Genomic DNA, 25950 nt, shown 5'->3' with positions numbered 1-25950 from the left:
AGCAGTCTGGCATCTACACCAAACAACCGCAAAAAAGTAAGAGCCAAAAAGCATGGACTTTTCCCATGCCCTGTGCATGATGTCAAAAATGCTTTTGAACAGGTTTCCACTGCTAAAAACTGTTTATGTAACATAGCTTTTGTCTCCTAGGCTCTTGTTGCTGCAGTGTTGCTTGTCTGAGTCAGCTTCAAAAAGGTTAGAAAGTATCCCCGTAATCCTTGTTAATGCCTGGTTGTTTTTTTCGCCGTTCTTTTCTAGTCGCTCCAGTTTATCTAAGGCAGTATCAAGTGTATCGCTAAAGCTGGCTATCACTTCAACTGAGTCTGGATGGGTTCGGTCACCGACCTTAATGACAATGCCATGGCTCTGCTCAAAATCATGAATTACCATGTAGGGCAACCGCGCGCCTGCACTGTAAGGAAAATGTCCACTTTTTGGGCGAATCTGCTCCAGAATCGGGTTAAGAACCTTAAAGTCAGTTATCAACCCCGTGTTAACAAACGCATCACAAAACAGCTGCTTAGCTTTCCCCAAATTCCCCGGACGCCTAACATTCAACCCCACCAATCCAGTTTCAAACCAAACCGCCCGCCCAAACTTACCCTTCCAAACCCAAAAACGATTCCTCGCCCTAGAAGCCACCCAACCAAAACCCAACCCACCCCGCACCCAATCACCCGAAACCACACCCCGAAGCGCAACACTCAACTCTTTATCCAATCTACCCTTAGCCTTAAAGCAGTGAAAGTTTGAACAGTTTGAACCTCGTTCATTTTTGTAGTAATACTTCCATTCCCACTTGGTTTTGGCAACATAGTTGTGGTATTGCTTGTAGCTTAAACTGAGCAGTTTGCATATTTGCTTGGGCGTAAGCAGTGGATTTGATTGCCCATTGCCGTCTAGTAAGCTGAAAACTTGTTTTCTGATATTACTATTACCGCTATTACTGTAAGAGCGCAGGTTTTGGGTTGATGTGTCTGGTTCTTTGGTCATAAAAAAGCGCTCCTAATTTGGCACCTTACCCTTCAATTTTCTATAGGAAAAATTTGGGCAGGCTTCGCTTAAAGCAACCTTGGAAATGGCAAACCTGGACCTAAAGGTACAACGCCCACACCAATAATAGCAATCAAAACAGCATAATACTTCCGCGGAAGCAGCCACAGTTTGCACCATCTAAGGCTCCTCCATCTCAAAATGTTTGGGCGCTTGCGCTAAACCCTTAACGGTGGCTAAAAAATCTAAAAACAGAAAAAGAAACTGGAGTTTTTTCCCGTTATGAGGCGCGCATCCTTTCGGCGGCGCCACTCCATTCAGTCTACTGACATTTTTTGCTGAAGCTCTGTTTAATCAACTCTTTGATTGTCAGAAAGCAATATATACGCACATATGCGCATTAATGCGCATGGGCACCTCAGTTAGGAAAAAAGAACCACTAAACATCACAATCGACACAGACATTAAAGAAAAAGCCATTGCAGAAGCACAAAAGAAGAATATACCGCTCTCACGGCTTATTGAAAATTTTCTTAAATTCTTTGTCAACCCTCAAGTATACTGCTACAACTGTGGTAAAGAGTTCCATTCCTCAGAAACGATAGTGTGCACCAAATGCTCATCAATGAAATGCCCTACTTGTGGGAGCTGCGCCTGCAACTTAAGCGAAGAAACAGCCAAGGTAATATTCCACATGAGAAGAGTCTATGAAAACCTCTTAGCAGGAAGAATCAAAGAACAATAAACACTATCACAAAAGTGAAAAAAATAATCCAAGATGATCATAATGTCTGTTCAATGGGAAGGAATCGTGTAACATGTATCGACTTAGAGTTGAAGTAGAATTTGATGCGGCACATAAACTGATAGGTTACAATGGAAAATGCGCGAACCTCCACGGTCATACTTGGAGGGTAGAAGTATTTGTTCGTGGCGACCAACTTGATGACATAGGAATCGTAATAGATTATAACGTGCTAAAACAGAAATTGGAAGATATTACGGAAAAACTTGACCACTCATGCCTTAACGATAATTCAGAAATCGGAAATCCATCTTCCGAGAACTTAGCTAAGTATATTTTCAAGAAAATGAAACTGCCGGACAATGTTCAACTAGAGGCGGTCAGAGTTTGGGAGAATCCAAGAAGTTGGTGCGAATACTATGAGTAAACAAGGGCAAAAACAAAAAATTGCGGTTGTGTTGTTAAGTGGAGGATTGGATTCAACCACTGTTGCTACGTTAGCAAAAAGCCAAGGTTACAGTATAATCGCCGTCACTTTTAATTACGGACAGGTTTTAAGTAAAGAAATCAAATCTGCCAAAGAAATATCAAAAAGACTAGTGCTAACTCATAAGATTATTGACATATCGAACTACAAGGACTTAGCGTGGTACTCAGTTTTAACGCACCCAGAGATGTTCAGTGTTCCAAAAGAACGCACCATTGACGAGATGAGTGCCAGCATCCCAATAACTTATGTTCCTCTAAGAAACACTTTTTTCACAGTTATGGCTGCAGCTCTTCTAGAATCTCAGACATTGCAAAAGGTAGAAGTAGAGAAAGTTGACCCGCAATCAATTGAAGCCAAAATTTTCATTGCCGCAAACGCTTTAGACTACTCCGGATACCCTGATTGTCGACCAGAGTACTATCAGAGACTCAATGAATTAATGAAAATAACAAGCAAGGTCGGTATTCAGTACAATATAGAGATGAAAATTGAAACCCCTCTTATACACATGACAAAGAAAGAAATAGCAGAATTAGGACTAAAACTAAAAGCACCCTTGGACCAAACATGGAGTTGCTATGTTGGTGGCGAGATACCTTGCCAAGAATGCGATTCCTGCAAACTAAGAGCACAAGGCTTCAAAGAACTCGGAGTTGTCGACCCTCTCATTGCCCGACTACAAAAAGAGGGAAAGCTGTGAACGTTTGCGAGATTTTCCACTCCATTGAAGGTGAAGGAATAGAGATAGGAATACCTCAAGTTTTTGTCAGATTGACCGGTTGCAATTTACGATGCCATTGGTGTGATACCAAATACTCGTGGCTTCAAGGAAAAGAAATGGTTGTATCTGACGTAGTTGAAGAGATAGCAAAATATCCCTGCAGGACTGTCTCCATTACAGGAGGGGAACCGCTACTTCAAAAAGCTGAATTAAAGCAGTTACTCTCTAAACTAAAAGATGAAAAATACAGACTATGCGTTAATACCAACGGAACCATTTTTGACAAAACAATCTTTGACGAAGTAGACTTAATCACAATGGATTGCAAATGTCCATCTTCTGGGGAAGCAAGTGATTTGAAAATATTACAATCAACACAAAGCAATTATGGACAAAAAACGCAATTCAAATTTGTAGTATCAGATGAAGACGACTATGTATATGCTCGCCAAATCATAGAGTCAATACTATTGAACGGAAAATCTATCTTAATATTACAACCTCAATGGTCTAATAAGCCGTTTTTTAGAAAACTATCTCGGTTGATTCTTGCAGATGGATTACCGGTGAGATTAATTTTACAGCAGCACAAGGTAATCTGGGGCGAGAAAAGGGGAGTTTGAACAATTGGTTGAAACTGTTAGCTTTTAAGAAGGCAAACACAATTATGATTCGCTGGTTATAGCCTTGTAGATTTCTTGGGTCATTAAAATGACACCATCCATGTTTGGGTGGACGCCATCAGGCAGACAGGATGAATTATTCATGACAGTGTGAAGGTCTATTAAAGAGTAATGGCCTTCAGTTGCAACCTCAGTTATGGCGGGGATAATCTGCTGGTCTAAGGTTGTGCCGTTTAAACCATAAATGTTATCAAAAATTGGGGGCGGCAAAACGAGGTAAATTTTTGTTTTACTTGCAAGACCCTCAAAGTATCTAACAATTGTTGTATAGTCAGTTTTGAAGTCTGTGCCAACAAAAGGCAACAGTCCCTCATGAGCGTCATTGGTTCCAAGAAAAATAACTATAACATTGGGATAGAAAGATTTAGCCTCATCAACATACATAAGATGCATGTAAGGCTTACCTGATTTTTCCATAGAAGCAGCACCTGAAGAACCCAGATTCAGCACGCAATAGTCTTCTCCAAGAAGTTTTTGTAGATACTGTGGGTACTGGGTTAGCTCGGTTAAACTGTCCCCAACACATGCAACCCTAACGGGATAGAGTCGGCTTCTTGAATAAGAACCAACCAAACCAAAGGATGGCACAATTAGTATAAATGCAATTGCTACAGCCAGCAGGACTTGGGTTTTTTCTTTCATTAAGCAACTTGAAAATAGGAGAAAAGGTCTTACATTAAAAAATTGGGGTAAAAAAAAGCAAGGTCAACATTCAATAATCAGGTTAATTGGATTATCTTGCTTCTTCATGCTTCATTAATCTGAAAAAATGAATTTTCAACTGGTCAAAAATCAAAAAGCTCAACAAAGCGTAACCCCAAATAAACCCAGCAAGACCCCAACCAATAGGAGCCATAAATACGCCATACACAGCAACCAACGTGCCGATAATCTGGGTTACTTCAGTTGTTCCAAAAAGAATGCGTGATGGCAAAGGTCGCTGCCAGAAATGATGCACGCCTGTACGTGCCAAATAGATTGTTAAGTGTCCGGCTACTGCAAGTTTTAGGAAAATCAGTGTCTGTAAAGTTTCAATAGACAAATGGAAAACTTCAAGACCTATCAAAAAAAGCCCAAAGCTGGAAACAAGACCTGACGCACCAAGCAATGAAGCAACAATTAAGATACCGCGCATGTTCCAGCGCACAGGTTTTTCTTGAACCCTCACGTTATCATAAGCTATTGTCATGATGGGTAAATCGTTGAGTAACGCTAAAATGACAATCATGACAGCAGTCAAAGGATAGAAATCAAAAACAAGAATGGAAAGCGACAAAAAGAGCAGTACACGAGAAGTTTCCGCTATACGGTAAATCGAGTAGTTGGTCATGCGTTCAAAGATTTTGCGGCTTTCCTTTATCGCGTCAATAATCACAGAAAGACCCGGCTTAGTCAACACCACGTCAGCTGCAGATTTCGCTGCGTCAGTAGCACCCGCAACTGCGACACCTGCGTCAGCTTTCCTAAGGGCAGGTGCATCATTTACGCCATCACCAGTCATACCGACAATATGCCCTCTTTCTTGAAGCAAAGATACAATTCGGTACTTGTGCTCGGGAAAAACCTGTGCAAACCCGTCCGCAGCAGTGATTATGCCTTTTGCTTCACTATCCTGTTTGTCGACAAAAGCGGAAGCGGGTACAATGTTTGTGCCTAAATTAACTTCTTGAGCTATCTGCTTAGCGATGGCTATGTGGTCGCCTGTCACCATTTTAACGTTTAGACCCATTTTTTGGGCGTTTTTTATGGTTTCTGCGGAGTCCTCTCGTGGCGGGTCATAAATTGCCAGAAGCCCAACAAACTGCCACTCACCATTAACCTGCTTAATTACGCCTAAAGCTCGATGTCCTTTACGTGCAAACCTGCTGATTGCTTCGTTTACTCTGGTTTCTAGTTCATCCTTGTTTTTAACAAGGGCAAGAATAACCTGCGGTGCACCTTTAGAAACCAGAAAATGCTCGTTCTTAGGACCAGTAATCTCTGCTTGGGTTCTTTTTGAAACAGGATCAAACGGCTTAAAATCAACAACTTTATACTGGCTTAGAACATCCGCAACTGCATGAATTGTTTTTGCTTTAGCTATAACTGCATCATCAATAGGGTCCTTATCTTCTTCTCGGGATGAAAGCGCACCATACAGCAATACATCATCAAAATCAAAAGAATCAAAAACCTGCGCTGTAGCAACAGTAAGCTTGTTTTCAGTGATTGTGCCTGTTTTGTCAGAGCAGAGTATGTCAACGCCAGCCATTTCCTCAATAGATACCAGTTTGCTCACGATTGCTTCCTTTTTAGTAAGTGCGATTGCTCCAATCGCCATAGTCACAGTTAAAACCGCGGGTAAAGCAACAGGTATTGAGGCAACAACCAAAACCAGTGCAAACTGCAAAAGCTGCAATATGTCCGCGTGCCTAAACAGTGCAACCACGAAAACTATGGAAACCATTACTGCCGCGAGAATAATCAGGTAATTCCCAATTCGCACAACTGCTTTTTGAAAATGACTCGTACTTTTTGCTTCAGCAACAAGCTTAGTTGTTTTTCCAAAGTAACTACTAAGACCAGTTGCAACAACAACTGCATCCATCTCACCCTGCCTAACAATGCCACCTGAATATGCAACATCAGAAACATGCTTCTCCACGGGCAATGATTCACCCGTCAAGGCGGATTCATCAGCGAGCAGGTAATCCCCTTTCATTAGTTTAACATCTGCGGGAACAATATCGCCTAAGCGTACACGCACAATATCTCCAGGAACAAGTTCTTTTGAGGGAATTTCCCGCCATTTTCCATCTCTTAGAACACGCGCTTTTGGGGCAAGTCGTTTTTTGAGCAGTTCGATGGCGTTGTCGGCTTTTTTCTCCTGCCAGAACCCCACAATGGCATTCATGATCAGTAGGGTAAGTATGATGACGAAGTCTTCGTAATGCTGGATAACTATGGATAGTACTGCTGCAACCTCTATCATCCAAGGGATTGGTCCCCAAAAATAGCCTATAAACTTGCGGAAAGGACTGATTTTCTTTTCAGGTATCTCGTTTGAGCCGTACTTGTTTATTCTTTCAGCTACTTCTCGTGATGATAATCCAGTTTTAGCATAATCAGGAAACGTTTGCGGTTCTGAAATGTTAGGTTGTTCTGATGTCACTCTTGCAGAACCTCGAATTTACTTAGCGATAATTTATATCCAAAAACTATACATATTCAATCAAGTTATTGAATAAATAGATTCTGCAAAGTATTAATCAGTTTTTTTCACATCAGTTTAGCGAATAATTTTTTAAACAAGGAGCATTAGTTACATTGATGCTTATGAACCGAGAAGATTCTGCATTATCATTAGATGCACGCATTTTTTTGCACGATATAGAAAAAGCAGACATTTTGGTTGGAATCCCCTCATTTAACAACGTGCTGACAGCAAGTTATGTTATTTCACAGGTAACAAAAGGATTGGAAACTTATTTCCCTAATTTTAGGTCAGCAATTTTTGTTTCAGACGGCAACTCAAAAGACGAAACATTAACTTCAGTTAAAAAAGTAAACTTGCCATCTGAAGTAAAACTGATACCTGCAATATACATTGGAACATCTGGAAAAGGGAGAGCTGTCCGGGCAATTTTTGAAGCAGCCAGCACTCTTAAAGTAAAAAGTGTGGCATTAGTTGATTCAGACCTACGTAGCATAACGCCTGAATGGATGAAACTGTTGATTTCTCCAACAATGACGGGAACAGGATTAGTAACACCCTATTACAACCGCCGCAAATATGACGGCACCATAACCAACTTTTTATGCTATCCAATAACAGCGAGCCTTTTTGGCAAAGACATCAGACAACCCATAGGAGGAGACTTTGGTTTTTCAATCAAGCTTGTAGAAGACATCTTAGATTCACCTATGTGGGAGTTGCCTGATGTAAATTGCTTTGGCATTGATATTTTTGAAACATTAACGGCACTGTCAAAGGGATACGAAATTAAGCAGGCTTATTTAGGCGTTAAAATGCATGATGCTAAAGACCCATCCAGCCAGCTTGCCCCAATGTTTAGACAAGTCATTAACACCATGTTCACCTGCATAGAGCAGTATGAATCAGTTTGGAAAAGTATCAAGGGCTTTTCCTCAACAGAAATGGTCGGGGAAACAGCAAAAGACATGTTTACGCCTGAACAAATTCAGGTTTCTTTGCCAGCAACTCTTGAAACCTTCAAAAGCAACTATGACGCTTACGTGCCAATCTATCAAAAATGTCTCAGTCAAGATTTACTGAATATTTTTGAAAAGATAAGAAAAGGGGAAATTGACAACTTGGTCTTTCCGCCTGACGTTTGGGCAAAAACAGTCTACTCCTTCATTGGGCAGTACCATAACCCTATCGTTGACAAAGCTAAACTGATTGATGCATTGCGGATTCTTTGGATTGGCAGAGTTGCAGCGTTTTTGAAAGAAACAGGAACGGAATCCCGAGAACAAGCCGAGCAAAGAGTGCAGCGGGAAGCAAAGGTGTTCCGAGAACAAAAACATTACCTGCTAGAGCACTATTAATGGCACTATAACATAGCGATAAAGTCAAGACTTCTGGCAAACACAATTTTTTACCAATGCCTTAGGAATGTTTATGGTGAATTGGGCGCCTTGACCTTGTTTTCCTGTTTCAGAAATCGTCCAACCGTAAGCTTCACAAATACGCCGCGCCAGATAAAGCCCGTGGCTTTGGCTTTTTTCTGCAAATAAGTCTTTCGTCATTTCATCAGATATTCCCACGCCGTTATCCTCATAAATCAGCTCTAAAGTGGGTTCATCAAGTTCTATGCGTAGTTGTATTTGATTGCTGGTTTTGCCATGCTTTATGGTGTTGTCAATTAGGTTAAAGAAAAGCTGCCGCAACAAAGAATCGGCCATAACAGTGAGCCCTTGGCATTGATTGACAAGTTTGATGTCTTTGAGGTCTGTGAGTCTGCTTGCTTCATTTATGCATTTTTCAACCTCAACGAATTTTAGTTCTTCAGCACCCAACTTTTCATAAAGCCGCGAAAACTCTAGCAACTCCACGATTTGTTTCACAGCAAGCTCTATACCACTGATGTGTTTTGCTGCATCAGAGTTATCGTTCACCCTCTTTTTTAACATGAAAACATGCGCATTCAAAGCCACTAGCTTATTTCTGACGTCATGCCTAGTTAATCCGCCGACAACTCGCAGCTTCTCGTTTAAACTGTAAATTTTGTTGGCATCATCAAGGAGCATTTTGCGAGCTTTTTTGCGCTCAATAATTTTAGTTAAGGCGTAACTTAGTTCGCAATAGACGGTTTCGGGGTCACCGTTTTTGTTGATGTAACGGTCTGCACCCAAGTTTAAGGCTTTAACTGCAACTTCTTCGCGTCCTCTACCTGTGAACATGACAAATGCGATTTCGTTTTTTTGTTTGCGTAATTCTTCGAGAAATTGGAGCCCGTCTTTTTTGGGCATTTCGTAATCGGAAATTATTGCTTGGAAGGGTTGTTGGGCGAGTTTTTTGAATGCTTCTTGGACGCTGGTGGCGGTTTCGACTTGGAATCTGTTGTCTGATTCAAGAATCATTTTTGATATAGCCAAAATCGTGGGATCGTCATCGATGTGTAGAACTATGAGCGACTTGTTTTCATCTGTCAAGCTTTTTTTATCACAACTACTCATTTGTAAGACAACCTTCCAAAGGCTTAATCGTTTATCGAATTATTTTGGTCTTTACTTAATATGCATTATGGTCTCACAATAAACATCAAATACATGTCAACAAACACCCAGAAAACAAAAAACCAAAACAACAAAAAAATGATTGGAAATAGAGTGGTACGGGCTGTGGGATTTGAACCCATGCCGGGGTCATCTATCGCCACACTGAAACAGTTACTGATGGGTTTTCTTTTGCTTGTAAAGAAAACGTGTCTTTTCGCTTTCTTGCATATGGGTCACTGGCAGGGTCCTATATGTTGTTTAAAAGGCGTCTGGCTCAGTAGCTTACGCTGAGAGAAATAGTGAAAAGCTACTGGCTCTTCTTTATCTTGTCCTCACGAATCCACCAGAAAGCAATGCCAGCCATTATCAATAAAGATATAAAAATCACTAAAGTTTCAAAATCAATTACTATTACCATTCGACCGTCCTCTGCTTGCGCGTATTATACGCGGGTTTGATTTAAATTTTCTCAGAAAGATGAAAAAATTCAAGATTATTTCAAGCAGTTGTGGGAGTTATGGCGCGGGATGGGGGATTTGAACCCCCGTGGCCTTGCGACCACAGACTTAGCAGGCCTGCCCCATACCAGGCTTGGGGAATCCCGCACGCCATTTCAGCCAATCCATTATACTGTACTTCAATTAAACCTTTCTGGGAATAAAGAACTAATGTTTTTTGTTAATACACCCAAAACAAGGACAAAACAACCAGAAACAGTTTGCGCTAACAAGTAGTTTTCTATTATTTAATTATCCAAACCTTTGTAATCTGAAACAAAAACCTAAAATCCAAAAAATGTCCCTAATAATTATGCCATTTGAAGGAACTTTTCATGAACAAAGCTGTCACAACTATTGATGAATACATCGCAAGTTTTCCTGAAAACATTCAAGATAAACTGCAACAGTTACGGCAAGCCATCAATGAAGCCGCGCCGGATGCACAGGAAACCATCAGCTATCAAATGCCCGCGTTCAAGCAGGATGGGCTTCTGGTTTGGTTTGCCGCTTTTAAAGGGCACATAGGGTTTTATCCTAAAGCATCCGCGATTGAAGCGTTCAAGGACAAGCTTGCAGGGTTCAAAACAAGCAAGGGCACGATTAAGTTTGACATGTATGAACCGCTTCCGCTGGATTTGGTTAAAGAGATTGTAAGGTTCAGGCTTGAAGAGAACAAAACAAAAAGTAGCTTTCGGAATACAAAAAAATGAGATTATTTTTTTTTTAAAAAAAAAAGAGATTATTTACTTTTTTTGCCTGCCAAGAATGCTCCAGCACCCGCTAATATTGCAACGGCTACTACAATAATAACAACATATAGAACAGGCACATCAGGTAAGCTTGCAGAAGTGTTTGACGTTTCAACGAAAATGGGCTGATATTGATAACTGTATCCAAAGCCACAGTCGCCAACAACTGGGTTATCAGTAACGCTAATTGCAGTTGTCGTTATTCCAAGTTGCTGTGCTAGATCACCAGTAACTATCCAATGACTAAATTCCCATCCATCAGCTGGTGTAGCTGTCAATGTGTAAATGTCAGTGAAATTGTAGTCTCCAGGAGCAGGGTCGGTTGTTCCGCTACCTTCTGGAGAAAGTATTGTTATTGAAACCGGAAGTACTGCTGATTCCTGAGCACGTGTAGGCATTGCGGATATCACAAATAGCGTAGTCAACAAAAGTAAGGAGGCAATAACTGAGATTTTTTTATTATTCATTTTTTCACCTCGACTGGGTAGATGTTTAGTAGTTAACTAGCTATTGATACAAATTTATCATTATGTTGTTGCATATTTTCAGACACATTGGTTAAAAAACAAGAAAATTAACGAGTTATGACCTAGTTCATTAACATTTAACTCATAACCAGCATTAATAAAAACCCCTAAAAGCTAAAACAACGATACCAATAAAAGCTTAAAAAGCCAAAAATAAGACAGGGAACCGTGAAAATCACCTTGAGCGTTGAGTTACCTGAAGCACACATTCTGGCCAAACAAATGAACCAAGAGCTCGTAGGAAAAAAAGTTTCAGAATACACACTTAAAAATTACGAAAAATTCCAAAATTTAGGCTTCATAAATATGTACCAATCCGACTTTGAAAGACTTATCGGATGCAAAATTCAATCTGTCAAATCAAGAGGCAACACTATACACGTAAAATTTGACCAAGAGTTAAACCTGCTTTTGGCACCTGAATATGGCGGAAAAATCCTCTACCAACCAAACAAAAACAATCTGCCAGCCAAGTTCCATCTAAAAATCACTTTCACAGATAGCTCATCATTCACGGTTACGTTGACAGGAATGGGCACCATCAAAGCCTTAACCAACGATGAACTAAAGGAAAATTACATGTACAAAAGGGATTTTTCATCAACCCTCTCTCCTCTGGAGGACAAGGAGTTCACACCTGAAAATTTTTCAAAACAGTTATCCAACAAAAAAGTCAATATAAAAGCAGCTTTAGTCGGCAAAGACGCGGTAGTAGTGGGGTTAGGAAACAGCCTATTTCAAGACATAATTTATAGGGCGCAGATTAACCCCAAAACAAAAGCCTCAGAGTTAGAACCGCCAAAAGTTCAAGCATTATTTTTTGCGGTAAAACTTGTTATTGAGGAGCGGTTAAGGATGGGTGGAAAGAACCAGTTTGATGATTTCTACGGAAAACAGGGCAGTTACGTCCCCGCGATGGGCCCTAATATGAAGGAAAAAAACTGTTTAGCTTGTGGAACGGACGTTCAAAAGTTGGCGTTGGGTGGCGGACAAATATTTTATTGCCCACAGTGTCAAGCAAAATAGACGCTGAAAGCGCTAGTTTTTTTAAGGTGAGCGGATAGAAAGAATTTTAAAGAAACAAAACTTTAGGCACATAGTAGGGACATATATGATGAAAAAACTGTCAAAATCCGATGCTGCGTTTATACAAAAACTGCCAGTAGGTCGACTTGCAACTGCAACAGAAGATTGTGAACCAATCGTTAGACCGGTATGGCCAGTTTTTGATGGCATTTACTTTTACATCGCCTTTGAACCAGATTCACCAACACTTGAACAACTTGAAGTCAATCCTCAAGTTTCGCTGGTAATTGATGATTATGATAGGGACAACTGGTCAACAGCTAAAGGAATTTGCGTTCAAGGAGAAGCAGAAATCATCTGGAGCGGAAAAGAGTACCAGTACGCCCATTCTCTTCTCAAAGAAAAATATCCTGCATACCAAACTGAATCAGGCAGTTGGAAAGAAGGCGAAGTTCCCATAATCAAAATAACAACTACAAGCTATGAACGATGGCAAGAGGGCAAATGGAAATAACCCTTAAACCATAACCCTAATTTTTTAAACAAAACTGTGCAAGCACCCATTTTCAGGTTCAGGTTCTTAGCAGTTATGCACCTCTGTTCATTGTTAACCTATGTTCAGTCTCTAATTTTTAGATTTGAAATTATTTTGTAAAACTTTTCTGACTAAAAAAGAGGGATTATTTCCGTAAACAAAAATAAGGAGTTCTACATGTTTCTATCGAGCCCACCTAAAAAATGGTCGAGGTCGGATAATCCCACATCAATTATGGCCGGGGTGAGGTAGCTTGGTAGCCTAGAGGCCTGTGGAGCCTTTTGCCAGGGTTCAAATCCCTGCCCCGGCCCTCCAAATAATTTTGAAAAAAGTTATTCTTGTTCAATTAGGGCATTGAGTTCATTAAAAAGGATTATGAAGCGTTGCCCTTTCTGGGTTGTGCAGAACTTGTTAGAGTTTTTGATAAGCAGTCCTTGAGTTACCAGTATGTCCAGTTGCTTTTTGAGTTGGGCATAGTTTAGGTTTGTATTGTACATAACGCTTGTTTTGGTTTTTTGTTCACTACAAAACTGCAGTATTTCTGCTACGATATCGAGTTTTCCTCTTCGGGAGGCTTTGCTATTGACCTCTTTTTGTTTAAAAAGAATAAGAGGTGTATGCGCAGAATTTAGTTTATTATCTAAAAATCCGTTGGGCAAAAAACGATTCTCCAATCCTGTGTTTGTTTAGGCGTGTTGATGCTCTTAAAGAAATGTGGTTGTACCTGAGCAGTAACAAGAGAATAAGCCATAACTTAAAACTTTAATTAGAGAAAAAAAGCTAAATTACTAAACCAAGAGAAGTTTATCTATGCAACTAAATATTTACTCAGATGGTGGCGCAAGAGGAAACCCTGGTCTAGCAGCGGCAGCCTACGTAGTTTTAGTGGAGGGGCAAGTGATAAAATCTGATTCCCGATTCTTAGGTGTTAAAACCAATAATCAAGCCGAGTACGAAGCCTTAATCTCTGCGTTACAATACGCATTAACACTCAACCCAGAAGCCATAACCTGTCATTTAGACAGTGAACTTGTCGTAAGACAATTAAATGGGCAGTATCGTGTGAAAAATGCTGTGTTGCAGGTGTATTGGCAGAAGGCACGTGAGTTGCTTTTACAGTTTAAGCAGTTTTACATTGTAAGTGTTCCTAGGGAAAACGTTTGGATTTCCAGAGCCGATGCTTTGGTGAACAAGACTTTGGATGAGCAGCAAAGTAAACTGCGCAGTTTCTAATAATGCTGTTTGGATTGGAATTTAACCATTAGGGACCGCCCCTCTTAGGCTTTGTAGACCCCTCTATAGTTTCTGCAATGAATTTCTAATAGGAACCAAATAGACATGTTTTTGGGTTAAGCGATTCAGTTAAGGTATTTATCTCGACATGCATCTAGTTTCCTTATGATTTCTATTGTCGGTGCAGGTAAAGTGGGCAGTGGTGCAGCCTTTGAAATTCTCCGTTATAAAATCAGCGATGTTGTTTTTGTTGATGTTAATGAGAGTTTGGCTAAAGGTGAAGCGTTGGATATGATGCAGGCTGCTCCTGCGATTGAGTTTGACGGTGAAGTCAAGGGAACAGGTAACTTCAAAGACATCGAAGGTTCCGAACTTGTGATTATAACAGCGGGCAAAGGCAGAACACCTGGAATGAGCCGTTCGGATTTGCTCATTGGTAATGCTAAAATTATCAAAAGCGTCACCAAAGAGATTGTCAGATACGCACCAGACTGCAAACTGATGGTGGTCACTAACCCCGTAGACATCATGACTTACATCGCCTACAAAGAATCAGGGTTCCCTCGAACACGCGTATTTGGCATGGGCAATATTTTGGACACACACCGATTTCGAACGTATTTGGCGGCAGAATGTGGGGTTTCAAGGGAGGACACACGAGCGCTGGTTATTGGGGAGCATGGAGACTCAATGGTGCCGCTGATTGATTATGCATCGATTTCAGGGATTCCCATAAGTCATTTCTTAACAGAAGCACAGATTACCCGTGTTGTTGAAGCCACAATTTCTTCGGGTGCAGAGGTAATTTCTCTTAAGGGCGCCACAACCTTTGCGCCTGCAGCAGTGATTGCGATTATGGCCGATGCTATTTTAACTGGCAGAAACCGAGTTATGAGTGTGTCCACGGTTCTTGAGGGCGAGTATGGACAGAGTGGCTTGTCTATTGGTGTACCTGTGATTGTGGGTAGCGGAGGGATTGAGAAAATTTTGGAGCTTAAGCTGTCTGAGGATGCAAAAGCATGTTTTGAGAATTCAGTTAGTAAAATAAGGGAGTCATTGGCTTTACTGCAGATGGCATCTAAGATTGAAAGAGCCGTTGTTGTTTAGGGTCTTTTTTTAGCGCAGTAGTAGTTGCCGTTTTTGCGTACGAACGCGGGGCATTTTCCGTTGTAGCAGTGTTCTAACCATTGACAGGGGGCTTGAACTTCAAAAACACGTGGGATATAATCTTTGACTATTTGTTGTTTTCTTTCTTGACTTAACTCATCTAAAATTGTACCCATTCAAAACACCTTTAACTTTGGTTTTGGTTTTTTTATGCCTTAACTGATATTAAAAAATGTGTTACAGACGTTGTGCTACAACATAAGCATATAAGCCCTGCCAATAGAAAAAAATGCAACCCCACCGATACGAAATGTTATTTAGCAGATAACGCCATCTTGTTTCTGGTGCCCAAGTTTGGAGTTCAAAGGCAGAGACATAATCTCAATCGCAGACTTCTCAAAAGAAGAAATTAATTACATTCTAAACATCGCCCAAACAATGGAAACCAAAGCAGAATCAGGCAGCGACATGCTAAAAGGCAAAATCCTCGCCACACTCTTCTTTGAACCCAGCACAAGAACACGTCTAAGCTTCGAAGCAGCCATGCTTAAACTGGGCGGTTCGACCATTGGATTCGCAGACACCGACATAGCATCCATTAAAAAAGGCGAAAACCTCGCTGACACGGTGCGAACCGTGGAAAACTACGCGGATGCAATCGCGCTTAGGCATCCGCTGGAGGGGTCGGCAAGGTTGGCTTCAGAATTTTCCAAGGCTCCAATAATTAATGCTGGAACAGGTGCAGAGGAACACCCCACGCAGGCACTTATTGACCTGTATACTATGCGTAAAGAGAAGGGCAGTCTTGATGGGTTGAAGGTTGCGTTGTTGGGTGATTTGCGGTATGGACGCACGGTGCATTCGCTTGCGTATGCGCTTGCAATGTATGATATTGAATTGTTTTTGGTGTCGCCGCAGAGCTTGAAAATGAGAAGCGATGTACTGCGAACTATTGGCAAGATTCCTGTTACAGAAGCTACAAGTCTTGAGGAGGTAATTCCCAAGATTGATGTGCTGTATGTGACAAGAATTCAGCGGGAAAGATTCCCGGACGCTACTGAATACGCGAAAGTAAAAGGCGCATACAAAATAGATGCTAAAAGTCTAAAAGACGCCAAAAAAGACATGATAATTTTGCATCCGTTGCCCCGAGTGGACGAAATCGCCCCTGAAGTTGACGCCACGCCCCAAGCTAAATATTTCCAACAGGTACGTAACGGCTTGATGGTTCGTATGGCATTGCTTTCACTGGTGCTTGGTACAGTGCAATAAGTTAGGTTGCGTTGAAACGGTCAAAAATGTTAAGCGTGCTGATGGAGCCGCAGGTTTGGCATTTATGCGGTGTACCCAGCAGGGTTTTTTTGCAGTTACTGCAGTAGCTGGTGACGTGGTTGTAGGTAAAGTATTCCAGTGGCTGTTTTTCGATTAGGTGCACAGTTAAATCCATCAGTGTTTGAGCAGAAAGCTGTGGTTCACCAATTTCAACAATACTCAATCCACTGCCAACGTTTAAGCCACAAATCTTCTGTTCGGTTTCTAACTGTTCAGGTATAAGCTCAAGTTTTGACCCCGCCAAGTTAGCCTGCAGACGCCTTGTCGTCGAGTAAAAGGGTTTATCACGGGTTCCCGAAAACTTGACTTTAGCAACGCCATACTTTTCAATGTCAAGTTGTGCCAGACGCTCAGAAGCTTCATGGTTAAATAGGATAGCGGGGTAGAGGCGTTTACCATGTTTTCTACCCAGTTTATGTTTAAACGTGGTGATTGTTTGAACCAGTTCTTCAGTGAATTTTTGGCTTTCTGGCATATGGATGTCTTTTTCGGTGAAGGTTTCCACTGCTTCAGGAAGCCCTGCAAAGTTTATGATTCGTGAGCAATTCTCTATTCTAAAGTAAGTGTCACCATTAGCGCTTTTAAGCAAAAAAGGCAGACTGTTTTTGCCGTACTGTCTAAGAATATTGGACTTAATGAATAAGGCGCGGGCGGCAAGCTCGCATCTTTCCCGTAACAGGTCAAAAAACTTGTTTTTGTCCTTTCCACTTTCTTGGGCGATACGCGGCAAGTTAATTGTGACACAGCCTAAGCAGCCAGTGCGCATCGTATCGGTTTCCCAATCACCCGTTAAATCGTTGGTAAGCTTGGTGCCTAAGGCTGAGTACACATTATACTCGAAGTCTTTTTTAAGCATGAGCGCAAAGAAGGGGCTGCTGTATTTTTCTGCCAGTAAATGCGCTTTCTCAATAAGAGCCTTAGCCGCGTCTTGGTTGAGCGTTTCTTTGGTTATTTTTACCACCAAGCTGGGGTTAAAGAGGGGCTTAACGGCGCTTTCTTCATTGTAAACCTGCAAGGCCAAATCAGCAATAAGCTGGCTCTCCTCTTGAAAATCACCGTATTTACCGCAGGGTTTTCCGTCTGAACCAATAAATGGCGTTTCCATGACGTACTTAGGCATTAAAAGCTCCAACCCAAGCGTGACCTGCGCATGCTGGTTTACAGTTAAAACAAATAACCGCAGTTTCTCTTTTATTACGGCGGGGTCCACGCCTTTTGCGTAGGGTGCAAGGGATACGTTGAAGTAATTGTAGATTTGCATGCTGTTAACTTCTCGGCTGCTGTGCAAAAGAACATTAAACACAAGATTCAAAGCAGCCTCAAAATCCTCAGGAGGAGGCAACGAAAGCAATTGCTGATTCTCAAGGGTTAAACCGTTTTGGAAAAAGAACCGCATATCATGCACGACATCGTTGGGTTTTAGCAGCCAGGTTCCCAAATTGTCAATGTGAATTGCGCCTGACACGTGAGCGTCGGCTATGTCACGTGGGAAAACGTTAAGCAGAGTGTACTCGCCAAGCACAGTTTGTCCTGCCTGTCTGAGGATAGTGCATGAGCTTTGGTTTGCGTCTTTTGCGTCCATCGCCGCGGTGACTTCATGAATGGGCATGCCAACGCGTGTGAGTTTATGGCGGTAATCTTCAAAGCCCTTCTCAATTAGGATGCCGTTTACGACTTCACGGATAAGCGAGGCAGTGAGGTACTTGGTTTTGGATTTTAAGAGACGTTTTTCGGCTTCTTTGGCAGCTTTCTGCGCGAGTTCAGCTGGGACTTTGGCTTCTTTGATTAAGGAGTTGGCGATTTTGTTTGCGTCAAACTCTTCAAGCGTGAGGTGCGAGGTGCGCACTAGCATACCTTTGGGTTTAACGGCTTTCTTCTCCACACGGTCAGCCACATCAAGAACCATCTTGCCAAGGTCGGTTAGGTAATATTTTTTGGCTTCAACATCTGCCTCAACCAGCCCCGCTTTTAGCATGAATTTGAGGTGATATGCAAAGCGTCCCGCGTCTCGACTGGGGTTCATTTTAAGGTTGCTCATGAGTTCCGTGTAGGAGAGGGCACTTTTGTCAAAGAGCAAGTTGAGAATTTGCAGCCTAAGAGGTGAGGATATGGCTTTTAGAACTTTGACGCCTCTTGAACGGCTAGGCTGTGGTGTATTGCCCATTCCCTTAATGCTTCCTTGTCTTTCCAACTAGTGCAGTACCCTATTATTAAAGAAACATTTTAAGTTTAACGAATCCGTGAATGAGGTAACAAAATATGTGTTGCAGAAACACAATGATACCGAAAAAGTTAACATATTATCCGCCTACAGACTCAAACCCCAAGCTGAACGGAATGTGACAAAACTAATATACAATAAACAGTCAAAATTAAGAAAAGAAAAAAAATGAGCCACCAAGTCGTTAACAGAAACAAATCATCAATCGCACTTTTCTCTATGGTTTTCATGGGTAGCATATTAACTTTTTTTGAAAAAATTTACACTCATAATTTAATGTGGCAAATGGGACTTGCTGTAGGTTTAGGTTTAATTCTCGGTGTCGCTTCATCAATACTGCTATCTAATACAACACTTAAAGAAATTGAGAAAAAGGGCTTATCAAGGGATAAAATATTTTTTTGGTACATTGGAATCATTATAGGCTTGGTTGTATTGTTTTTAATCTGGATTCCAACTGGGTCCTTTATTTTTGTTAACATGTCATATACCCTGCTTAGTACACAGATAAGTTACATGTTGCTTTTCTTTTTTTATCCCGCATTCGTATTGGCAGGTTTATCCGCTTACATGTTTAATTTTTGGATGTGGGAACGCAAAAACAAAAGAATCCTTTACACAAACCTGAAAATAGTCTACCCTTACCCATACATCACACTAAGCACGCAACCAAAGCATTAGCTTTTTTAGATTTAACCCCTTAATGCTCAGATATGTCCTCTTTTCATGTCAGACGCAAAGACCGCGAAATCACCGACAACCAAGAAATGCAGCAAATCCTAAAACAAACCCAGTACGTCACCATCGCCATGTGCAAAGACAACGAACCCTACCTTGTCAGCCTCAGCCACGGCTACGACCAACAAAAAAACGCCCTCTACTTTCATTGCGCACCTGAAGGCAAAAAAAACGTGTTCCTAAACGCTAACAGCACAGTTTGGGGGCAGGCTATGCTTGATTTTGGCGTAACTGACGAGTGCGATTATGCTTATACAAGTGTGCATTTTCGGGGTAAACTGGTTTGGGTTGAAGATTTAGGGGAGAAGCATCATGGTCTTGAGGTGCTGGTACGCCAGTTGTCGAAGACTCCCGAGGAAAAACTATCAAAGATTAAGCCTGAAAAACTCGCCAAAACAACCATTGGCAGAATAGACATAGAGTGCATGACAGGAAAGAAACATCAAGCCCCCAGCCTAAAACCAACGCAAGCTTAGAACACAAAGACGCCTGCCGCAAACAGCCAAGTAAAATAGAACAGGGTTACCAGAAAAACTGCCGACACGGTGATTATCAGGATTTTTCCAAGCGGTTTTTTAGTTGATAATATACCAAGGACGATAAACAGTGGAAACATGGCTATCACGTAGCGCGGGATGCTTATCCAGAAGCTTGTTGAAACCGCTAACAACCACGTTAAAAGCATATAGACTTGATAGGATAAGCGCAGTTTTAGTTTAGCACCAACTAATATCATGATAAGCCCAAAAGCTGCAAAAATGAGTTGTGCATATCCAATAATAAAATTGTCGGGATATGGACGTGAAAAAGAAAATATAGTTTGCCTTAAACCTTCCAGAGGATCAAGAGTTTGATACCAATGCACCCGCTCAACCTCCATAAAAGTAAAAAAGTCTCCTGTAACCTGATAATTAATTAACAAATAGATCAGAAACCCAAAAATTGGTAAAATCACCCAGAAAAGCCGCCAATTAACCTCGCTGAGACGCCAGTTCCTCTGATGTAAATATTCCACTGCCAAGGCAGGCAACAAAATCAAACCTGCAAGCCGAGTCAAAGAAGCAAGAAAGCCCAAAAACCCCGCAAAAACCCAGCTACCGCGTCGGGCATAATACAGGCTTGAAATTGATACGGCAAGAAACAGTGCCTCAGTGAATTGGGCACATAAGAAATATGCTGTGGGAAAAATGCATAAGAACAAAACAGCCATTTTTGCTGTGTTTTCGTCATAGTCAAGTCTGGTTATTTTGAACAGGTAAATGACGGCTGCTGTTGAGGCTATAAAGGAGATTATGAGCCCTGATAGGTTGATGTAGGCGAAGTCAAAGGTGATTAATCGTACAAGCAAGGGATAAAGTGGGAAAAACACGATAAAGTTAGCGGGGTCACCCTGGTTAGTGTAGCCGTACTGAGCTAAATACAGGTAATGCGGCGCATCTCCAATGGGATGAACAAACATGTTCATTAATAGTTGACCCGCGTTAAGTGAGGAGGGTTCTGAAACTGCAACATAAGCTGAAGAATATCCAACAGCAAAAATCATGATTTTAGTTATAACCATTATTAAAAGGGGAAACAGGAGGTCTTTTGGAAGAATTCTGAAAAAGTTTTGTTTGAACAGCAGTCACTTCCCCCTTAGTGCTAAGTTGTTTAGATGAAAAAATTGAGGTGCTGTTAATATAAATTTAATGGAAAAATTAACTGCTACTAGTTACCTTATAAATCTGAAGTTGCCCATCGCTGTAAACATTTTGCAGCCAACTAATACTGTTAAAACGGCTTGTGCAGTTCCAATATGCAGCCAACTCCTCAAACCCCACATAAATATAGGAAACATTGTATTTGGAAACCACCTCTTGTAAATCCGCTTCTGACCCGCCATACGCTCGGTCAATATCGCTTTCTCTTTGCTGAATCTGCTCCAGCGGAATCCCATGTCCATAAGGCCAATTAATGTACGAAGAAACCGTGATTCTGCCCCCAATATAGGCTGGCGGAGAATAAATGCCATAGTTTGGGTAGGTTAGGAAAACACTGTTTTGAGTCGTGTTTTCTCGCACCCACATGCCCAATTGAAGCTCGTTTGTGGTTGCAACCTGATAGTTAGCGCCTAAATTGAACGTTACCACGCTAATCGAAGACAAAACGCTAAGGACGACAAGGGTTAAAACAGCAATATTTTTTCCTGCGCGAACAAATTTTCTGGGAACCCTTGATGGCTTGATGCTGACTGATATGGAAGATGTTGTGCTGTTTTTTGTGCTTGTTAAAAACCAACCCATCAAAACGGCGATTGGAACCCACGCAAAAAGGTAGAATTTGTACATGTCCCAAGCGTTTGGGGTTAACTGGACAATATAGGGTACTAAGATAAGGGTGACAAAGGTGGTTTTGAGCAGGTTGTTGCCTCTTTTAGTGAGAGAGATAAATGCGATAATTACGGGAATGCCAAGGTTTAAGAAAAGGAAAGTAAATGGGTTTTTTGAAAAATTACTAATCCATTCAGAAGCCACGTTAATGCTTGCGGGGGTTCCACCCTGAAAAATAAACGGCAATGCCAAAGCACACGGCACCAAAAAGTACAGGTAATTTTTGCTAAAGCGACTCTGCTTGAAATTTAACGCAAACATTAACAAGAAAGCCAATCCACAGCAGAAAAATGCTACATTATGAAACTCAAACACTAACCCCGTTAAGATACCTGCTAAAAGTAGCCTGCGCCTGCTGGCAGGGTTACGAAGCAGCATCAGAACAAGTGCGAACACGGGCAACCCAATCAGCATGGGACGTTGCTGAAGCAGATTATCAAATATGGGAGGTAAACCAAAAGTGCCTGCGTACTGGAAAAAGTAGTTTTGGGAAGCAACAAACTGTCCCTGAAACAACGCCGAAAACAAGTTCACGTAACTAAAACCGCAGCCAAATACGCCCACAACCGTCGCAATTAAAGCAGCTTTTCGTCCAAACTCCCGCGCCAACGCATACATGGAAAGTGCAAAAACCAAAATGAACACTGCGTTTAATGTGGGCAGTAGTTTGGGCAGATAGCCGTAGACGTTTTCGAGGATGGCGGTGTGGAAGTCCACGAAGTAGTGGTAGGTCATTTTTACGCCTGCGTAATTGGGGAACTGCGGGGGGAAGTTGCCTTGGTTTAGGCTTTCGATGATGCCGTAATGGTAGGGTGTGTCTTGCCAGTTGGAGCCCGAGATGATTAAGCCTGTGTCGGTTTGTACCCAAACGCTACTGTAGAGAACATAAAAGCTGAGAACGAATATTATGAGGAAAACTGTGAGGGTGACTTTGCTGAAGTTTTTGATTTGGATGATTTTTTTGGGTGTGAAGGATTCGCCTTTGAAAGCAACAACCACTGCATAGAGGACGGTTAATGCCAGAAAACAGCCCAGAATCGTCGTTGGAGAATACCCGAATATGAGTGAGGCAAAGTAAATCAGAGTAACCGAAACCAAAATGCTAAATACTGGAATGAACGCCCAAAGCTCATATTGCTTCAAATTGAAGAAGCGGTGGAAGGTTACGCCGGGAACCAGAAAAGTGAAAACAAACCCTGCCACAAGTGCCACCGTAGCCGAAAAAAAGGCTAAAACTGCCAAAACAAGCAGCACCACAAGTAACCAGTAGTTCTGTAGTTTTAAGTGGCGGTTTTGTTTTTCTTGAATAGTTACCTACCTATGAGGCAGTAGTGTTTTTGCAGTATTTAGAGTGTTGCTTAACTCAGAGAGCAGGCTTTTTTGGTGTATTGATTGCTTTGGGCGGCAATACAATTAAAATAGTCTTTGCTAAGTAATTGCTACTGAAGCTGAGTTTATGGATTACGCTGTTATTGCTGAAGCATACGAGAAAATCGAAGCCACCACCAAACGTTTAGAGATGACCGATTACCTAGTGGAGCTACTCAAAAAAACCCCCAAAGAGGTTATCTCCAAAGTTGTTTATCTCACACAGGGCAAGCTGTACCCCGATTTTGAAGGCATAGAAATCGGCGTGGCAGAAAAACTCGCCATAAAAGCGCTTATCCGCGCCTCTGGACAAAAAGAAAGCACAATAACAGCAGATTTGCAAAAAAGCGGCGACATCGGCAAAACAGCAGAAAAAACACTCACCAAACGCAAACAAGTCACATTTTTCACCAAAACCCTCGATGTGCAACGGGTGTATGAAACCTTTGATAAGATGGCAAAAACCACGGGTTCTGGCGCGGTATCCACGAAAATGGCGTTGCTTGCGGGGATGCTCTCGGATGCTTCTCCTCAGGAGGCTAAATGGATTATTCGTACAGTCACGGGTAACCTGCGTTTGGGGCTTGCGGACATGACTGTTTTGGATGCATTGGCGATTGCGTATGGTGGCGGTAAAGAAGCGCGTCAGTATATTGAGCGGGCGTACAATATTTCCTCTGACCTTGGCAGGGTTGCCAGCGTTGTGGTTGAGCAGGGCTTAGATGGCATTAAAGCCTTTGAGGTGATGGTTTTTGAGCCGATTCGTCCCATGCTCGCAGAGCGGCTTGCGTCACCTGAAGAAATTTTGGAGAAGTTGGGCGGTAAATGCATGGCAGAATACAAGTACGACGGCGAACGCGTCCAAGCACACAAAAACGGCGACAAAGTCGTGCTGTACTCACGGCGATTGGAAGACATTTCCAGCCAGTACCCCGACGCAATCACTTTGGTCCGCGAAAACGTAAAAGCAAAAGAAGCCATTTTGGAAGCAGAATGCGTCGCCATTGACCTTGAAACAGGCGACATGCGACCCTTCCAAGAGCTCATGCATCGCAGACGAAAATATGGCGTAAAAGAAGCCATTGAGCAGTACCCGATTTCGCTGTTCATGTTTGATGCGCTCTTTGTTGATGGGCAAGATTTAACGCAGATTGATTTTTTGAAGCGCCGCAGAGCCCTCGAAAAAGCTATAATCAAAAATGAGCGGGTCAGAGTAGCCACGCAGAAACGTGCAAACAACCCCAAACAGCTGGAGGATTTCTTTGAGGAAGCCATATCAGGCGGTTGTGAAGGATTAATGTGCAAATCCATCTCTGAAAACTCTGTTTATCAAGCGGGAAACCGTGGGTGGCTTTGGATAAAGTACAAGCGTGATTACAAGAGCGAAATGATTGATACTGTGGACCTTGTTGTTGTGGGGGCGTTTCATGGTAGAGGAAAACGTGCGGGTGCGTATGGAGCTCTGCTTCTGGCAACCTATAACAAGGCTGAGGACACGTTTGAAACTGTGACCAAATGCGGCACGGGATTTACCGACAAAGACATAGCCGATTTGCACCAAATGCTTCAAAAGCACGTAATTCCCAAGCGAAACTCGCGGGTGAAATCAATTTTGGAGGCAGATGTCTGGTTTGAACCCACGTTGGTTTTGGAGATTTTAGGCGCTGAAGTCACGTTAAGCCCAATTCACATGTGCGCGATGGACAGTATACGCAAGGGTAGTGGCTTGGCGATTAGGTTTCCACGGTTCACGGGCAATTACCGCACAGACAAAAGCGCTGAGGATGCAACAGTCTCTGAGGAGACTGTAAAAATGTATCAGGGTCAACTTAAGAAGATTGGGGAAGCATAAAATAGTTAAGTATCTAACGCTAAATACCTGCTGGGGTAAAGGGTATGAGTCTGAGTCAAGACCAAGAAAAAATGAGGTCACTGCTTAACTTCAAAAAGAAGCTAGAAGACCAACTAGAAAAGCTTACCGCTGAAGCTAAAGAGGTACAAGAAAGCCTAGAGGTAGTAAACACGATTCTGCTAGATAAGGGCTTTAAACGCGGCGACATAAAAAATGTTTCAACACCCCCCGCGGACATGCCTAAAGAAGTGCTTTTACCCAAACCAACCGAACCCCCCACACCCGCAGAAGAACCAAAAGAAGATAAACCCGCACCCGAAGACAAAAGCGTAATTTCGCTGAGAACAATGGCTGATGAACCCCTCGCAATAATCTACTTTGACAAACAACTCGCGATGCATGTGCTGCCTGATGAGAGCAAGAATTTTAAGGTGAAGATTCCGCCGTTTGAGAATTTTCTTGTAGAGAAGGTTTTTAACAAAATGCAACAAAAAGACCAAGAGCTCGTAGCGGCGGGGCAGCTTTCCAGTGACCACGCGTTTAGTTATAATATGGTTTTAGAGGATGATTTGATACGGGAAATAATCATTCAAAACGTTGATGATGAACGCTTAAAAGAACTCAAATCCAGCATCCGTTGGACACTTGAAAAAATGTTTGAAAAAATAAAAAGCTAAAGATGCGCTTTAAGCACACTGTCAATGCGGCCTTTGGCGCATAACCCCACGAGACGTTCTACTTCTTTGCCATCCTTGAACACTACCATAGTAGGAATGCTGAAAACCTGAAACTTTTCAGCTGTGGCGGGGTTTTCGTCAACGTCCAATTTGCCGATTACGGCTTTGCCAGCATACTCGCCTGCAAGTTCCTGGATTGTCGGTGCAAGTGCGCGGCAGGGTCCACACCAGGTTGCCCAGAAATCCACAAAAACAACCTTGTTTTCCGCTATTGTTTTCTCAAAATTCTCATCAGTTACATGAAAGGGTTCACTCATAAAGATTCACACCATAAACTAAAATTGGGCAGAGTATAAAAAC

Annotated in this window: 26 protein-coding genes and 2 tRNA genes; 16 read left to right on the top strand and 12 right to left on the bottom strand. The window is 42.0% G+C overall.

The genetic code is table 11. The features are described 5' to 3' along the window. Window positions 1-123: 123 nt before the first annotated feature. The gene (locus NWF01_06935) at window positions 124-993 is read right to left on the bottom strand and encodes a hypothetical protein (protein MCW4024752.1); all 870 of its coding nucleotides are present in this window, start codon (window positions 991-993) and stop codon (window positions 124-126) included. Between the two features lie 403 nt (window positions 994-1396). On the opposite strand from NWF01_06935, the gene NWF01_06930 reads away from it, so the two are divergent. From NWF01_06930 to NWF01_06915, 4 genes are all read left to right on the top strand, one after another. After that, entirely contained in the window at window positions 1397-1738 is a 342-nt protein-coding gene (locus tag NWF01_06930) for a hypothetical protein (GenBank protein ID MCW4024751.1), read from the top strand. A 73-nt stretch (window positions 1739-1811) separates the two neighbouring features. Further along, the gene (gene queD / locus NWF01_06925; protein MCW4024750.1) at window positions 1812-2165 is read left to right on the top strand and encodes a 6-carboxytetrahydropterin synthase QueD; all 354 of its coding nucleotides are present in this window, start codon (window positions 1812-1814) and stop codon (window positions 2163-2165) included. After that, complete coding sequence (gene queC / locus NWF01_06920) at window positions 2158-2928, top strand: 7-cyano-7-deazaguanine synthase QueC (GenBank protein MCW4024749.1); 771 nt, start codon at window positions 2158-2160, stop codon at window positions 2926-2928. Before queD ends, queC begins: the two co-directional genes overlap by 8 nt. Next, complete coding sequence (locus NWF01_06915) at window positions 2925-3572, top strand: 7-carboxy-7-deazaguanine synthase QueE (protein MCW4024748.1); 648 nt, start codon at window positions 2925-2927, stop codon at window positions 3570-3572. The genes queC and NWF01_06915 overlap by 4 nt, the downstream gene beginning before the upstream one ends. A 42-nt stretch (window positions 3573-3614) precedes the next feature. On the opposite strand, the gene NWF01_06910 is transcribed toward NWF01_06915, so the two are convergent. Together NWF01_06910 and NWF01_06905 are read right to left on the bottom strand one after the other, a co-directional pair. Beyond that, window positions 3615-4274, bottom strand: coding sequence for a GDSL-type esterase/lipase family protein (locus tag NWF01_06910; protein ID MCW4024747.1), 660 nt, complete (start codon window positions 4272-4274; stop codon window positions 3615-3617). A 91-nt stretch (window positions 4275-4365) separates the two neighbouring features. Beyond that, window positions 4366-6783: a plasma-membrane proton-efflux P-type ATPase gene (locus NWF01_06905; GenBank protein MCW4024746.1), complete on the bottom strand. Its 2418-nt coding sequence runs from the start codon at window positions 6781-6783 to the stop codon at window positions 4366-4368. A 164-nt stretch (window positions 6784-6947) separates the two neighbouring features. On the opposite strand from NWF01_06905, the gene NWF01_06900 reads away from it, so the two are divergent. After that, window positions 6948-8183, top strand: coding sequence for a cell wall biosynthesis glycosyltransferase (locus tag NWF01_06900; protein ID MCW4024745.1), 1236 nt, complete (start codon window positions 6948-6950; stop codon window positions 8181-8183). A gap of 24 nt (window positions 8184-8207) precedes the next feature. Here NWF01_06900 and NWF01_06895 read toward each other — a convergent pair whose 3' ends face one another. Then, a complete protein-coding gene (locus tag NWF01_06895) occupies window positions 8208-9314 on the bottom strand; it encodes a response regulator (protein ID MCW4024744.1) in 1107 nt (368 codons plus the stop codon). A 560-nt stretch (window positions 9315-9874) separates the two neighbouring features. Continuing rightward, a tRNA-Ser gene (locus NWF01_06890) sits at window positions 9875-9961 on the bottom strand. Window positions 9962-10188: 227 nt separating this feature from the next. Between NWF01_06890 and NWF01_06885 the strand changes: the two genes are divergently transcribed. After that, complete coding sequence (locus NWF01_06885; GenBank protein MCW4024743.1) at window positions 10189-10566, top strand: DUF1801 domain-containing protein; 378 nt, start codon at window positions 10189-10191, stop codon at window positions 10564-10566. A 29-nt stretch (window positions 10567-10595) separates the two neighbouring features. Here NWF01_06885 and NWF01_06880 read toward each other — a convergent pair whose 3' ends face one another. Further along, a complete protein-coding gene (locus NWF01_06880) occupies window positions 10596-11072 on the bottom strand; it encodes a hypothetical protein (protein MCW4024742.1) in 477 nt (158 codons plus the stop codon). A gap of 240 nt (window positions 11073-11312) precedes the next feature. Here NWF01_06880 and NWF01_06875 point away from each other — a divergent pair, with 240 nt between their 5' ends. From NWF01_06875 to NWF01_06865, 3 genes are all read left to right on the top strand, one after another. Further along, window positions 11313-12158 (top strand): hypothetical protein, encoded by an 846-nt coding sequence (locus NWF01_06875; GenBank protein MCW4024741.1) that lies wholly within the window; start codon window positions 11313-11315, stop codon window positions 12156-12158. 88 nt (window positions 12159-12246) lie between these two features. Next, the gene (locus NWF01_06870) at window positions 12247-12672 is read left to right on the top strand and encodes a pyridoxamine 5'-phosphate oxidase family protein (protein ID MCW4024740.1); all 426 of its coding nucleotides are present in this window, start codon (window positions 12247-12249) and stop codon (window positions 12670-12672) included. A 258-nt stretch (window positions 12673-12930) separates the two neighbouring features. After that, window positions 12931-13003, top strand: a tRNA-His gene (locus NWF01_06865). Between the two features lie 22 nt (window positions 13004-13025). Here the strand turns inward: NWF01_06865 and NWF01_06860 are convergent. Next, complete coding sequence (locus NWF01_06860) at window positions 13026-13352, bottom strand: winged helix-turn-helix domain-containing protein (protein MCW4024739.1); 327 nt, start codon at window positions 13350-13352, stop codon at window positions 13026-13028. Window positions 13353-13503: 151 nt separating this feature from the next. Here NWF01_06860 and NWF01_06855 point away from each other — a divergent pair, with 151 nt between their 5' ends. Next, a complete protein-coding gene (locus NWF01_06855) occupies window positions 13504-13926 on the top strand; it encodes a ribonuclease HI family protein (protein ID MCW4024738.1) in 423 nt (140 codons plus the stop codon). 165 nt (window positions 13927-14091) lie between these two features. Next, the gene (locus tag NWF01_06850) at window positions 14092-15033 is read left to right on the top strand and encodes a malate dehydrogenase (protein MCW4024737.1); all 942 of its coding nucleotides are present in this window, start codon (window positions 14092-14094) and stop codon (window positions 15031-15033) included. Here the strand turns inward: NWF01_06850 and NWF01_06845 are convergent. Further along, on the bottom strand, window positions 15030-15209 hold the full coding sequence (locus NWF01_06845; GenBank protein MCW4024736.1) for a hypothetical protein: 180 nt from the start codon (window positions 15207-15209) through the stop codon (window positions 15030-15032). The genes NWF01_06850 and NWF01_06845 overlap by 4 nt on opposite strands. 178 nt (window positions 15210-15387) lie before the next feature. Between NWF01_06845 and pyrB the strand changes: the two genes are divergently transcribed. Beyond that, complete coding sequence (gene pyrB / locus NWF01_06840) at window positions 15388-16305, top strand: aspartate carbamoyltransferase (protein ID MCW4024735.1); 918 nt, start codon at window positions 15388-15390, stop codon at window positions 16303-16305. Window position 16306: 1 nt separating this feature from the next. On the opposite strand, the gene NWF01_06835 is transcribed toward pyrB, so the two are convergent. Beyond that, complete coding sequence (locus tag NWF01_06835; protein ID MCW4024734.1) at window positions 16307-18556, bottom strand: ArsR family transcriptional regulator; 2250 nt, start codon at window positions 18554-18556, stop codon at window positions 16307-16309. 198 nt (window positions 18557-18754) lie between these two features. Between NWF01_06835 and NWF01_06830 the strand changes: the two genes are divergently transcribed. Next, entirely contained in the window at window positions 18755-19267 is a 513-nt protein-coding gene (locus NWF01_06830) for a hypothetical protein (protein MCW4024733.1), read from the top strand. A gap of 32 nt (window positions 19268-19299) precedes the next feature. Further along, the gene (locus tag NWF01_06825) at window positions 19300-19800 is read left to right on the top strand and encodes a pyridoxamine 5'-phosphate oxidase family protein (protein MCW4024732.1); all 501 of its coding nucleotides are present in this window, start codon (window positions 19300-19302) and stop codon (window positions 19798-19800) included. Here the strand turns inward: NWF01_06825 and NWF01_06820 are convergent. After that, entirely contained in the window at window positions 19797-20885 is a 1089-nt protein-coding gene (locus NWF01_06820) for a mannosyltransferase family protein (GenBank protein ID MCW4024731.1), read from the bottom strand. The genes NWF01_06825 and NWF01_06820 overlap by 4 nt on opposite strands. Before the next feature lie 136 nt (window positions 20886-21021). After that, on the bottom strand, window positions 21022-22935 hold the full coding sequence (locus tag NWF01_06815; GenBank protein ID MCW4024730.1) for a hypothetical protein: 1914 nt from the start codon (window positions 22933-22935) through the stop codon (window positions 21022-21024). A gap of 214 nt (window positions 22936-23149) precedes the next feature. On the opposite strand from NWF01_06815, the gene NWF01_06810 reads away from it, so the two are divergent. Then, window positions 23150-24913, top strand: a complete 1764-nt coding sequence (locus tag NWF01_06810; protein ID MCW4024729.1) for an ATP-dependent DNA ligase — start codon at window positions 23150-23152, stop codon at window positions 24911-24913. 44 nt (window positions 24914-24957) lie between these two features. After that, window positions 24958-25590 (top strand): hypothetical protein, encoded by a 633-nt coding sequence (locus NWF01_06805; protein MCW4024728.1) that lies wholly within the window; start codon window positions 24958-24960, stop codon window positions 25588-25590. Here the strand turns inward: NWF01_06805 and trxA are convergent. Beyond that, on the bottom strand, window positions 25587-25907 hold the full coding sequence (gene trxA / locus NWF01_06800; GenBank protein ID MCW4024727.1) for a thioredoxin: 321 nt from the start codon (window positions 25905-25907) through the stop codon (window positions 25587-25589). The genes NWF01_06805 and trxA overlap by 4 nt on opposite strands. Window positions 25908-25950: the final 43 nt, after the last annotated feature.

It is taken from the genome of Candidatus Bathyarchaeota archaeon, assembly GCA_026014585.1.
Lineage (GTDB): Archaea > Thermoproteota > Bathyarchaeia > Bathyarchaeales > Bathycorpusculaceae > Bathycorpusculum.
Note: the sequence above shows the minus strand (reverse complement) of the source record. Positions and strands in the feature narration are given on the sequence as shown.